Annotated in this window: 10 protein-coding genes; 9 read left to right on the top strand and 1 reads right to left on the bottom strand. The window is 34.5% G+C overall.

The window, feature by feature from the left end:
- The first annotated feature begins 293 nt into the window (after positions 1-293).
- The 9 genes from HOO91_21585 (at position 294) to tnpA (ending at position 12,244) form a co-directional block, all read left to right on the top strand.
- Entirely contained in the window at positions 294-542 is a 249-nt protein-coding gene (locus HOO91_21585) for a (2Fe-2S) ferredoxin domain-containing protein (protein NOU20156.1), read from the top strand.
- A 24-nt stretch (positions 543-566) separates the two neighbouring features.
- Positions 567-2,444 (top strand): 4Fe-4S binding protein, encoded by a 1,878-nt coding sequence (locus tag HOO91_21580; protein NOU20155.1) that lies wholly within the window; start codon positions 567-569, stop codon positions 2,442-2,444.
- Positions 2,445-2,663: 219 nt separating this feature from the next.
- Positions 2,664-3,845 (top strand): SpoIIE family protein phosphatase, encoded by a 1,182-nt coding sequence (locus HOO91_21575; protein NOU20154.1) that lies wholly within the window; start codon positions 2,664-2,666, stop codon positions 3,843-3,845.
- A 308-nt stretch (positions 3,846-4,153) separates the two neighbouring features.
- Complete coding sequence (locus HOO91_21570) at positions 4,154-5,047, top strand: cyanophycinase (protein NOU20153.1); 894 nt, start codon at positions 4,154-4,156, stop codon at positions 5,045-5,047.
- 303 nt (positions 5,048-5,350) lie between these two features.
- Positions 5,351-6,478 carry a hypothetical protein gene (locus HOO91_21565; protein NOU20152.1) on the top strand — a complete coding sequence of 376 codons (1,128 nt, stop codon included), beginning with the start codon at positions 5,351-5,353 and terminating at the stop codon, positions 6,476-6,478.
- 253 nt (positions 6,479-6,731) lie between these two features.
- Positions 6,732-8,879, top strand: coding sequence for a hypothetical protein (locus tag HOO91_21560; GenBank protein NOU20151.1), 2,148 nt, complete (start codon positions 6,732-6,734; stop codon positions 8,877-8,879).
- A gap of 449 nt (positions 8,880-9,328) precedes the next feature.
- Positions 9,329-9,925, top strand: coding sequence for a methyltransferase domain-containing protein (locus HOO91_21555; GenBank protein ID NOU20150.1), 597 nt, complete (start codon positions 9,329-9,331; stop codon positions 9,923-9,925).
- 585 nt (positions 9,926-10,510) lie between these two features.
- Positions 10,511-11,296: a hypothetical protein gene (locus HOO91_21550; GenBank protein NOU20149.1), complete on the top strand. Its 786-nt coding sequence runs from the start codon at positions 10,511-10,513 to the stop codon at positions 11,294-11,296.
- 501 nt (positions 11,297-11,797) lie between these two features.
- Positions 11,798-12,244 (top strand): IS200/IS605 family transposase, encoded by a 447-nt coding sequence (gene tnpA, locus HOO91_21545; protein NOU20148.1) that lies wholly within the window; start codon positions 11,798-11,800, stop codon positions 12,242-12,244.
- A gap of 62 nt (positions 12,245-12,306) precedes the next feature.
- Here tnpA and HOO91_21540 read toward each other — a convergent pair whose 3' ends face one another.
- Positions 12,307-12,522, bottom strand: coding sequence for a hypothetical protein (locus HOO91_21540; GenBank protein ID NOU20147.1), 216 nt, complete (start codon positions 12,520-12,522; stop codon positions 12,307-12,309).
- Positions 12,523-13,159: the final 637 nt, after the last annotated feature.

Raw genomic sequence — 13,159 nt, 5'->3', positions numbered from 1 at the left:
TAAACCTTATTGTTATTTTTTAGTGTTTATTTAATAACAGTAGTTATTCCATTGTTTATCAATTTTTTAAATGACTTTTTATGATAATATTAAGGGAACAATTTAGTAAAACAAATGCTAATCCCCAACATTTTAGTAACTTTGTAGAATTATCAGAACGTGTTATAAATCATATCCTCTAAAGCCTAGATATTTAAAGGCCTACAGAAGGCTATAATCAATAATCCTATATTATAGCTAATTGATTTATATTTCATAACTTTGTTTGTTAGAAGATTAACAAAAGAAATTGAATGAATAATAAAATCGAAGTAGTGATTTGTCTTGGAAGTTCATGTTTTGCTCGAGGCAATAAAACTACACTAAAAGTAATCGATAAATATCTAAAGGACAACAACCTTATTGAAAAAGTTTTCTTTCATGGAGGTCATTGTTTTGGGAAGTGTGCTGAAGGGCCGGTTGTTAAGATTGATGATGAAATATACACTGGTGTTACAGAATTAAGTATTATCGATATCCTAAATAACAAGTTTAAGAAATAGTAATCACCCTAATTTGGTCATTAAATGTCGCAATTATTCGAAATAAATAAGGAGAGCTGCATTAACTGCTATGCCTGTGTTAGGGTGTGCCCAGTAAAGGCAATAGAGGTAAAAGGTGGACAAAATTATGCCAAAATTGTGCCTGAGAGATGCATAGGTTGTGGAAGTTGCCTAAATATCTGTCCTGTAAATGCCGTACAGTATTACTCATCCAAAGATGAGGTAAAATCATTGTTAAACTCTGGAGCAAAGGTTGCAGCAATCTGCGCACCTAGCATTTCGGGTGAATTTGCTGATATTACTGATTATCGCAAATTTGTTGAAATGATAAAATCGCTAGGGTTTACTTATGTTTGCGAGGTAACCTTCGGGGTCGATCTTATTGCTCGTGAGTACAAGAAACTTTTCGATAATTTTAAAGGTAAATACTTCCTCACAACCACTTGCCCTGTGGTTGTTTCTTTAGTTGAAAAGTATCACCCCGATTTAGTAAATAATCTTGCTCCAATTATATCTCCTATGGTTGCTACGGCAAAAGCCGTACATAAAACATATGGTGACGATGTTAAGGTTGTGCTTATCAGTCCTTGTATCCAGAACAAAGAGGAGATTAAAATGTATGAGGAGGGTGATGGAAAGATAGACTCTGTCCTTTCGTTCGTTGAACTTCGAGAGTTATTCGATGAATTTAACATCAAGGAAAGCACTTTTGAATATTCGGAATTTGATGAACCTATAGGTTACAAAGGATCTCTTTACCCAGTAAGCAGAGGAGTACTTCAAGCCGTAGATATTAGCGAAGAACTACTAACTGGTGTTGTTATTAGTGTAAATGGTAGGGATAATCTGCTTCAGGCAGTTCAACAATTCGAATCCGGCGCTGAAATAATTGGTCGACATTTGAATCTGTTCTACTGCGAAGGATGTATTATGGGACCAGGTACTTCAAAAGGTGGTAAAAAGTTTATCCGTCGTACCATGGTTGTAAACTACGCTAACAAGCGGCTAAAGACTTTTAACCGCAAAACATGGGAAAAGCATATTGAAAAACTTGAAAAACTTGACTTCTCAAGAACCTTTACAATTGATGATCAAAGATTATCCGACCCACCCGAGGAAAAGGTAGAGGAGGTGCTCAAGGTAATCGACAAAGAATTCATTGAGAAAGATTCTGGTTGTGAAGCTTGTGGTTATCCATCGTGTCGAGATTTTGCAGTTGCAGTTGCATCAGGATTAGCAAATACTGATATGTGCCTGAATTATACACTAAAGAACCGCCAGGAGTATATTAAGACCCTTCGTGCCACGAACGAGAAACTTGCAAAAACTCAAGATGCGCTAAAGGAATCGGAAAAAAAGGCTCGCACAGAACAGGATGCCGCCCGAGAAGCCTCCGATACAATTACCACAATGCTTAAAAAATTGCCTTCGGCAGTGGTTATCATCGACAAAAAGATGAAGATTGTTCAAAGCAACCAAAGTTTCATAGATCTTCTGGGTGATGATGCTCTGGAAATCAACGAGATAATACCAGGTCTCGTAGGAGCAGATCTGAAAACACTAATTCCATACAACATACACAGTTTGTTTTCATACGTAATTCAGAATAACGATGATATCTTAAACCGTGATATTCACTACAAGGAAAGTCTTTTAAACATATCAGTTTTTACCATTAAGAAGAGCAGTATTGTTGGTGCAGTCATCCGTGATCTTTACGCTCCTGAAGTTCAAAAAGAAGAGGTTTTAAAGCGTGTTACCGATGTAATTGATAAAAACTTAGCCATGGTTCAAAAGATTGGATTTTTACTCGGCGAAGGTGCATCAGAAACAGAACAGATGCTTAATTCAATTATTCAGGCATACAAGGAAGGTGATAAGAAAACGAAAAGTGAAAAGTGAAAAATTTAACATTGATTATCAAATAATTAACTTAAGATGCTAGTTACTGGGTACAAGATGCTAGTTTGTTCACAATATCTTATCCTTCATGTATTTTATTCGATTTCAAACAGGTTAAGGTTTACAGTGATCGATTTATCAAATAAATAATTAGAAATCAGCAACTAGTAACAAGTAACTTGAATTTATTACATATAAACAATAACATCAATCATCCCCATGTCCAATAACTTTTTCATAGAGGTTAACTGCCAGCAAAAGAATTACGATGGAGAGCGTATCTGCGGAGATGTATTTTACTCTCAGAGGGTACAAGGGGAGGAAAGAACCATCGTTGTACTATCGGATGGTATGGGACATGGTGTTAAGGCTAATGTATTAGCCACCCTCACCTCTACCCTTGCGCTTAATTTCACCAAGGAGCATAAGGATATCAACACCATTGCCGAAATAATTATGAATACCCTTCCCGTTTGCTCCGAACGCAAGATGAGCTATTCAACCTTCACAATTGTAGACATTGAACATAATGGAGAAACTCAAATACTTGAGTATGATAATCCAGAATGTATGATTATGCGTGGCACGCAGAAAATGGAAATGCAATGGCAATGCGTTATACTTAAAAGCGATAAAAATGCTGGCAAAGAGCTAAAATATTGCACATTCACACCCCAAAAGGAGGATAGAATTACTCTTTGGAGCGATGGTATTACCCAATCGGGCATGGGTGGTCCAGATCATCCATTTGGTTGGGGCGACGAAGCCCGCGAGTTTGTAGCTCGTATAGTAAAAAATGAGCATGATATCTCAGCTCGTAAGCTGAGCACCAAAGTTGTGAACATGGCCTATGTTAATGATGGTTATCACCCAAAAGATGATGCAAGCTGTGCAACAATATATTTTCGCGAACCTCGCAAACTTCTTATTTGCACTGGGCCTCCCTATGAAAAAGATAACGATGTTAAACTTGCAAAGATTTTCTCCGACTTTCAGGGGAAACGCATAATCAGCGGAGCCACAACAGTTGATATTATTGCCCGTGAGCTTAAACTCGATATAACAGACAGTTTTGAGTTTACCGATCCCGATTTACCCCCCGTAAGCCAGATGGAAGGTGCAGATTTAGTTACCGAAGGAATTCTCACCCTAAGTAAAGCAACTGAAATTCTGAATAGATTCAATGAAACATCAAGTTTAGGTAATGGTCCATCGGATCAAATGGTAAAACTAATACTCGAAAGCGATGAAATTAATTTTGTAATTGGCACCTGCATAAATATCGCACATCAAGATCCTAGCCTACCTGTTGAACTTGAAATTCGGCGGACAGTTGTTAAGCGTATGGCTCAGATTCTACGAGAAAAATTTCTGAAAGAAGTTAAACTTAAGTTCTTGTAATTATACTCAACTACTAGTGTTATTGGTATTATAATGTAATAATATCTAGGTGTATAACAGACGGGTTAACCCGTCTGTTAAAGTTTACTTACAATTACACTAATTACTGATTTCAATTTCATAATTCATTGATTCACAGTACTTTTTTTGTACGTAATATCAAATTGAAGTTGCAAATAGTCCAAAGGAGTTTACAACTTTTAATTTGGTAATGCCAATTGATATAATACAATATCAGTCTTAAACTTTAGTTCAATAATACCTTTTTGACATAATAATTGATAATTTTGGATTCTAATCCTATTATCATGCGAAAACTAATCTCCCTGTTTTTAATAATAGTTCTAAGCAGCTGTAATAAAACAGAAACTAGTACGACCTATACAACAGGACCACAAAAAGGCTCTCTTATTATTGTTGGTGGAAATCTTACCGACCAAAAAATATATCAAAAATTTCTGGATTTATCAGGCGGTGTTGATTCTCCAATTGTAATAGTTGTAACCGCATCCGAAGATGAACTTTTAGCCAAACCCGATTTTAACCCAACTATAAAAAGACCATTTGAAACTATTGGTTTTAAAAAAATAACCATTTTACATACACGCAATCCACAAATAGCAAACACCGATTCATTCATTACCCCAATTAAACAAGCCAAAGGCCTATGGTTTACGGGTGGAAGACAATGGCGATTGGTTGATGCTTATGCCAAGACTAAGGCCTTTGAGGAATTCTTCAAGTTGCTTGATAGAGGTGGAGTAATTGGCGGCAGTTCAGCAGGAGCAACAATTCAAGGATCTTTCCTAGTTAGAGGCGATACAAAAACCAACACCATCCTAATAGGTGATCATCAGGAAGGGTTTGGTTTTGTTAAGAATATTGCAATTGATCAACATTTACTTGCACTCAATCGTCAGTTCGATATTTTCGAGATACTTGATAAACACCCTAATTTACTAGGAATTGGGCTCGATGAAAACACAGCAATTGTAGTTACAGGCAATGAATTCGAAGTTATTGGTCAGCACTATGTTGCTGTTTATGATGGAACTTTTTTTTCTGAAATTAGAGATAAAGCCGATTGGGCAAAGAAAAGATATGAACAAAAAGTTCTACCTAAAAACAGTCGAGAGTTCTATCTACTTAAAGCAGGAGAACGTTATAATATGAGGGAAAGAAAAGTTATAGTTATTGAATAAATTGAAAAACTCTCCTAATCATAGAATTTCTGAATTTATAGGTTTTACAAACCTACCTAATTCTACTTTGGCAGATTAGGGTTACACCTGATTTTTGACTTCGTCGAACTCGTTTCACTTCGGTTCTTCTTTTTTACCCCTTACCCTAAAGGGAGAAAGCAGAAAAATCAACCTACACCCTTTAGGGATAGGGGTAAATTAGGTTGATTTTTCGTGTTTTTTTCAAATCTGTCAAAGTAGAACTAATAAAAATCTTATATTTCGATTCTAAACTTTTAGGATTGAAATTAAACACATTCTTTTATGGATATTAAAGTTTATGCTGTTAAAACAAGAAGCGATCTCCGAAAATTTATCCATCTCCCCGCAAAAATTCATAAAAATCATTCTAACTGGACGCCCCCTATTTACCTAGATGAGTGGAAATTCTTCAATCCTAAAAAGAATAAAACATTCAACTACTGCGACACCACTCTCCTGCTTGCAAGTCAAAATGGAGAGGTTGTTGGTAGGATTATGGGAATTATCAATCATAAATACAATCAAGCGCAGAATGAGAATAACACTAGGTTTTGCTTCCTTGAAACATATAATAGCTACGAAGTAGCAAAAGCCCTCCTCGAAAGTGTAGAGAAATGGGCAAAAGAAAAAGGTACCGTTAAGTTAGTTGGTCCTCTTGGTTTTTCTGATAAAGACCCCCAAGGATTATTGGTCGAAGGGTATGATCAACCCAATGTAATTGCATCCAATTGCAATTTTAAATATTTAACCGAATTTGTTGAGCAGGCAGGTTTTGAGAAAGAGGTTGATCTTGTTGTATATAAAGTAATGGTACCTGATCGCATTCCCGATTTTTATTCCCGAATACTCGAGAGAGCACAAAGAAATAATAAAGGATTAACTGTTATCAACTTTGCTTGCCAAAAGCAGATAAAACCTTACGTTAAACCTGTGCTGAGTCTAGTAAATGAGTCTTTTAAAGATATATATGGTTTTGCACCACTCGATGAACAAGAGATGAATGAGTTTGCAACACGGTATCTGCCCGTTCTCGATCCTCGGTTTATAAAAGTAGTTGTTAACGAAAGCAATAGTGTTGTAGCTTTTATACTAGCTATGCCCGATATTTCTGAAGGAATTCGGAAATGCAAAGGGCATATCCTTCCATTCGGCATCTTTCATATCTTTAAAGCACAAAAACAAACACAACAGCTAAACCTTCTCTTAGGCGCCATTAAGGAGCATTATCGCAACAAAGGAATTGACACCATTATGGGAGTAAGAATGCTTGAAGAGGCTCAAAAAGCAGGTTTAAAATATATTGATAGCCATCTTGAACTTGAAAATAATCTAAAAATGCGAGCAGAGATGGAAAAAATGGGAGGAGTAGTTTATAAGAAATATAGGATTTTCCAAAAACCTCTGATCTAAAAATAATTGATAATAGTAAAGTATCAATTTATCCAAGGACTGCCCATCATTTTAATTTTCGTGATATTTATCAACATCATAAAAATGAATTAAGCCGAAACCATTCTTGAATTAATCATCGATATAATATCATTGATGTTTATCATCCTACTTTTCACCAACTATTTTTTCCTTGTAAGTCGTTTTTCCATAACTTAGCAAAAGAAATATAATCGTTTCAAATTTCGTATATAACTATTTAAAAACTAAAAGGATGTATAAATTCAGATTTATACTAACTATTTGTTTCCTGCTGGGAAGCAAACTTATTTATTCCCAAGACTGGAATAAAATATTTATTTACGAAAGAGATGCTGAATATCAAATGGCCGATAATCAGTTCAATAAAGCAGCCGAAACCTTTAAAAAAGCATTGAGATTAATACCTGAGAGTGCAAGTTTTAAATTTAAAATCGGCTACTGTTTCTTAAATTCCGATGATAAAAAAAGTGAGGCAATCAGCTACTTTGAAGAAGCCTCACAGAAAATATCTAAAAGTTATGATGCAAATTCATTCAAAGAAATGAATGCACCTACCGAAACCTTATATTTACTTGCCGAAGCATTAAGAATAGAACGCAGATACGACGAAGCAATAGAAGCCTACAAAAAATACAAGGAATATTTAAAACCTGGCGATAAACTAATTGATATTGTTGATCAAAATATAGCATGCTGCTCCAACGCAAATAATTTTATTACAGACTCACTTAGCGTTAAAGCAGTAAACCTCGGAAACTTAATAAATAATGAACTTCCAAACACCAATGCAGTTATTTCTGGCGATGGTAGTACATTGGCATACTCTAATGTAACCAAAACAGGTAATGATATTTTTGTTGCAAACAAAGTTAATGGCAAATGGGCTGCACCCAAAAAAATCACCACTCAACTTGGCGATAAATACTTTGTAACATGCTTTCTCTCCTACGATGGGAAAGACCTATATCTTTATTTGGATGATCCTAAAAATCTGGATTTGTATGTTACAACAATCGAAAAAAATAAGTGGATCAAACCACTAAAATTTGAAAAACCTATAAATTCAAAGTCCAACGAAACCCATGCTTGTTTAACAAAGGATGGCAACACCATTTACTTCATTAGCGACCGAAAGGGTGGTTTGGGAGGTTTTGATATTTACAAATCAGTTGTTAATGAAAAGGGCGTTTGGGGTGAACCTGTAAATTTAGGCACTGAAATAAACACCAAATTCAATGAGGCAACCCCTTTCCTATCTCCCGATGAAAAGTACCTTTTTTTTAGCTCCGAAGGACACGAGGGAATGGGCGGTTTCGATATTTTCTATGTTAATCTTGAGGGTACACCAAAAGTTGTAAACCTAGGATATCCTGTAAATAATAGTGATAATAACCTATTCTACTTCCCAATAAAGGGATGGAAGGAAGGATTATTGTCCTTTTACACTAAGGACGGTTTTGGTAAAAGGGATATTTACCATTTAGATATTAGCCGATATACTAACTTAAATGGGAAGATTTTAGCGGATGCTAACAGTTCACCATACCAAGTAAGTATTTTGGATATCGATAAAAATGACACTATTGCAAGACCAGAGCCAAATAATAATAATTTCACCTATAAAGTTGGGGTTGGTAGCTACAAAGTATTTGTAAAAAACAGCAAATATCTTCCTTTCACCCAAGACATAAGCATCCCAGAAGATTACACCAACAAAGATTTCAATTTTGATGCAAAGCTGCAACCCATTCCTGTAGTTGCACCTAAACTTGTTGCTGAAGTTTTACCTAAAAAAGATTCCGTAATAATCGAAAAGCCAAAAACCGAAATACTTGCTGATAACACCAAAAAAGAAACAAAAACAACCATCGAAAAACCCAGAGAGGTTAAGAAGGATAAACCAATTATCAAAATTGAAAACACCAACACATCCAATTCATCCGTAAAAATATCAACTTATGCAGTTCAAATAATGGCACTTAAAACCGATGTTGGTGCTGATTACTTCAAAAACGTCCAAAACATTGAAATAACACAATCGCCCGAAGGATTCTATCGCTACTCCGTTGGTTCAACCGAATCGATGGAAGAGGCCATGACAACCCTGAAAAAGATAAAAGAACTTGGTTACGAAAAAGCTTTTGTACGAATTGATAAGAAAGATGCAATGTTTACCATTCAGCTGATGTCGCACAAAGCACCAGTTGACCTATCAACCTTCAAAAATATATCTGGAGTTACTGAATCAAAGGGCAGTGATGGTATATTCAGGTACTATGTAGGTAATTTCTCCAGCCCAAAGGATGCCAAGAGTACTTTAATCAGCATAGTTGAATCGGGATATAAGGATGCATTTATTAAAAAGGTTGAGGTTAAGTAAAAAAGCAAGTTGCTAGGTACTAGTTGCTGATTTCTTATTAATTAACGTGAATTCGATGTAAACATAATATACTGATTCTCAGTTCACCATTAGATTGTTGCTTTGTCATGCTGAACGAAGTGAAATCCGAAGGATTCGCTGAAAGCAACCATCTATATTTAGAAGATCCTTCGCTCCGCTCAGGATGACAATGGATTCATTTTGCAATTCATCATTATTAAGGAAAAGGGTTGAAATTTCTAGAACATACTGTTTCTTGTCATGCTGAACGGAGTGAAGCATCTATATGTAGAAGATTCTTCGCTTCGCTCAGGATGACACCTTACATCGAGCTGACGTTAATTAGGTATTATGTTCGACACAAGTTTCACTTTGATATTAAACGCAAAAAGAACAAAATACTGTAAATTGCCAAACTAGCAACCAGCAACCAGCAACTTATTAACACTATGGCAACGGACATTAAAAAAATGATATCCAACCTGTTGGAATTTTATGATTTTAATAATCAAACAATTATTACCGTTGGATCAGGTGGAGGACAATTTATTGAATATGGGCGTGTATCAAAAAATGTTATAGCAATTGATAATGATGAAATAGCATTACAAAGGCTAAAAGAAAACCTAGTAAAATCAAGCCTTGATAGTAAATTCACTCTAATCCATTCGGATTTCTACCTTACCAACTTAAAAGCGGATGTTGTAATGTTTGAGTTTTGCCTCCACGAAATGAAAGATCCTATGGCTGCAATAAAACATGCACAAACCATGGCTCCAAACATCCTTGTAACAGACCATTGGACTGACTCAAAGTGGGCATACTATGTGGATGAGGAAGAAAAAGTAAAAAAGAGTTGGGCTGCCATAAACTCACTTATTACTAAAAAAGTTCAGAAATACGATGGATTACAACTCTTCAATGATTATGAAGAAATCTACCAAAAAGTACAAGTGCAAGGCGAAAATTCAATCAATAGAATAGCTGAATTCAGGGATAAAAAAAATATTACAATTCCAATGTCTAACGGGTTTGCGTTGTTATAATATTTAGCAATTACCAACCAAAGTCTTTAATATACCTATTACTACTTGACGCTTCCAGTTCTCACGAATCTGGAAGGTCAACCATACTAGTTTACTACACACTCAAAAAATCAAATTCCCCTTTGATGGCATATTATTTGGCTAAATTTGATAAAGATTATCAAAAAGACATACGTATAAACGGTATTATCTCCAATATTCCTTCCTGCATTCTATATTGCTCATCACCAATTTTGAGCATTCATGTTTTTTGCTAATTTTGTTATGGAAAACAGAAGATAAAATCCTATTAAGTTGGGTATAACTTTAATTATTCTTTGGATATAGTATTTTGAAAAGCGAATGATTATGAAGAAGCTTAAGGATTACATATTAGAATATTTCTTTTTGACATATCTGATAGTTCTATTATTTCTTCTGACAATAGTATCAATCATAGACTACCTCAAGCAGAATTATTATCTTCTATATCCAAAATTCACAAACAGTATTGCATGGGTATTTCTTAGTATTTTTTTTATAATCTTTCTTTTTTGCTCTTTTCAATTAATAAAACAATACAGAAGAAAGAACTCTCAAATTATATTGAATTATATTGTTTTATTTGCTATCAGTGGCTTATTTCTTTTAAATCTAATTCAATATAGACTTTACTTAAATAATCCAAGTTCATATATAGTTGATGACAGAATTAAGGATTATCATATAAAAAATGAAATACTTAAAATTGACTCATTAATAAGTTATTATAAAAAAGAGCAATCACTATGTAAAGAAGTATTAACAAAAACACCTAGTAAGAAATTTATTCCAAAATATGAAAACTACAATTTCGCAATTACAAGTCCTTTGAAGTCCATTTCTGGAAACTTTTTTATGGTGGAAGAAAATGAAATATATTTTAGACTTATATGCAAAGATCCACCTCCAACACCAATTCCAGTCTCTATAGTTTCTAAGTTTAATGGGAAAACATATGGTTATGATGTTTTAGAAATAGTTTACTCTAATTATGATATTGAGATAGTTCAAAATAAAGTTAACAAAGATTATTTCAATTCATTGAATATCTTATCAGATAGTATTCAATCTGATTTAATTAAGATGATTATAAATACAAATATATCTGACAAACAGAACAAAATAGTAATACTTTCTGAAAACAAGAAATCTATAGTAAAAAGAGGTTTACCAATTGGTATATTTCTAATTGATTCATTGAAATCTCTATTTGGTAGTTATCAGGATTATAAACCATTAAATTGGATAGGTCGAATTATTGAAATCTTTCAGATTTTATTTGCTTTTATTTTTACAATGCCATTATTTGGTGAACCATATATCTTATTGAAGAAAAAATTATTGAAATAATAAATAAAAAGAGAAATAAACTACACCCTCCCGTTCTCCAGATGCTGTAAGTAACTAAAATAAAAATGATCTGGTTGGGCATTTAGGCTATGTCTCTATCCATCTATTCCTCTAGCTTTGTCTGCATAATTTTCAAAGAACAAAAAACCTACTTTTGCAGGATTCATAATACCAATAACATTCAACCACTCCGTGGTTGTTTTCTTCCTCATACTTCTCCTCGTATTGCATACGGGGCTATTCAACTTCAATCCCTTCGGGATTATATGGCTAAAATCTCTTATTATTTGTATATTTGAAATTACGAGGTCAATTTCACACCTTAACAGAAGTAGAAATAAAAATTGCTGAGGGTTATTACAAACCCATATATCATAAACAAGAATTGCATTGGAATTAGTAAAAGCCCGAAGGGCTTAAATATGAATAGCCACGAGTGAAACTCGTGGTATAAAAACAATCAATCACAACCCCGAAGGGAGTTGAATAATAAACAAACCCATGAGTACCTACACACAAATTCTCTATCAAATAGTATTTAGCACTAAAAACCGTGAACACACCCTTGTCAACACGGGTAGAGAAGAGCTGTATAAATATATTTGGGGTGTTCTAAAGAACAAGAACTGCCATTTATATCGTATTGGAGGAGTGTCCGATCATCTACACATTATTACTCACTTGCATCCAAATATTTCTTTGGCTTCTCTCATTAAAGACATTAAACTAGCCAGTACTGATAGCATAAAAAAACATAACATCTTCCCATCTTTCAATGGTTGGCAGGATGGATATTCAGCCTTTACCTATTCATTTAGCGATAAGGATAGGTTAATAGAATACGTTAAGAATCAGGAAGAGCATCACAGAAAATCCACATACATTGAGGAGTTAACAGAACTACTAAAAGAGCATGGAGTTGAGTATGATCCAAAATACTTACTTTAATTACATTCAACCACTCCGTGGTTGGTTTTTTTCTTATTCTTCTCCCCGCATTGCATGCGGGGCTATTCAATTTCAATCCCTTCGGGATTATATGGTCGAAAGTTTTTCTTTTTGCCCTTCCGAAGGCGTACGGAAACATGAAATGAGTTCATTTTACCCTTCCGTAGGGGTACGGAAGCATGAAATGGATTCGTTTTGCCCTTCCGTAGGGGTACGGAAGTATGAAATGAGTTCATTTTGCCCTTTCGAAGAGGTACGGAAGTACGAAATGGATTCATTTTGCCCTTCCGTAGGGGTACGGAAGGTCGAAAAACTTTTTTTTGCTCATCCGTAACCAGCAAAAACTACAATCGTAGTTAGCGTTGCAATAAAATGATATTGCATATAAATAATCGCAAATTGCGATAGCCTAATTGTGTATGATATAGAATAATTGGGGTAAAAAACCAATTTACAACACCCTCAAAAAATCAAATTTCCCTTTGATGGTATTTAATTTTGGCTAACTGGGTATTAAATGCAGTTTTAATACATATATAAACGTGTAGTGTACAAGGCTAGAATGCATCAATAATCCTCTGATAATTTATTTAAGAAGAAATAAATATTGCCAACTTATTTTTTATTGTGTAAATATTTCACACTCATAGTCAATGTGTTGATTCCTTTGAAATCAGGCAAGTTAAGGAACATAATTTTTTCAATTCGAGAAGTAACTAAGGACTATTTGCACTTGCCATAGCAGGACTAAGTTTTATTTTAGGATCCTGAAAAGAACTGTTGACTTATATATCAATGTCGTTGACTTAAGCTATAAAGGTTTGTAATTCATATAGTAGAGTTTCTTTGGGCGTTTTTTTCTTTCATGCTTTCGGCCAGGGCGAACAATTTCCCTTGTTTGGCTTACAATGGAAT

The organism is Bacteroidales bacterium, assembly GCA_013141385.1.
GTDB lineage: Bacteria > Bacteroidota > Bacteroidia > Bacteroidales > Tenuifilaceae > UBA8529.
Note: the sequence above shows the minus strand (reverse complement) of the source record. Positions and strands in the feature narration are given on the sequence as shown.

Coding starts and splice junctions, on each gene's coding strand:
- tnpA (NOU20148.1), top strand. CDS start 11,798: ATGAGTACCTACACACAAATTCTCTATCAAATAGTATTTAGCACTAAA.
- HOO91_21565 (NOU20152.1), top strand. CDS start 5,351: ATGGATATTAAAGTTTATGCTGTTAAAACAAGAAGCGATCTCCGAAAA.
- HOO91_21580 (NOU20155.1), top strand. CDS start 567: ATGTCGCAATTATTCGAAATAAATAAGGAGAGCTGCATTAACTGCTAT.
- HOO91_21585 (NOU20156.1), top strand. CDS start 294: ATGAATAATAAAATCGAAGTAGTGATTTGTCTTGGAAGTTCATGTTTT.
- HOO91_21560 (NOU20151.1), top strand. CDS start 6,732: ATGTATAAATTCAGATTTATACTAACTATTTGTTTCCTGCTGGGAAGC.
- HOO91_21555 (NOU20150.1), top strand. CDS start 9,329: ATGGCAACGGACATTAAAAAAATGATATCCAACCTGTTGGAATTTTAT.
- HOO91_21575 (NOU20154.1), top strand. CDS start 2,664: ATGTCCAATAACTTTTTCATAGAGGTTAACTGCCAGCAAAAGAATTAC.
- HOO91_21570 (NOU20153.1), top strand. CDS start 4,154: ATGCGAAAACTAATCTCCCTGTTTTTAATAATAGTTCTAAGCAGCTGT.
- HOO91_21540 (NOU20147.1), bottom strand. CDS start 12,522: ATGAATCCATTTCGTACTTCCGTACCTCTTCGAAAGGGCAAAATGAAC.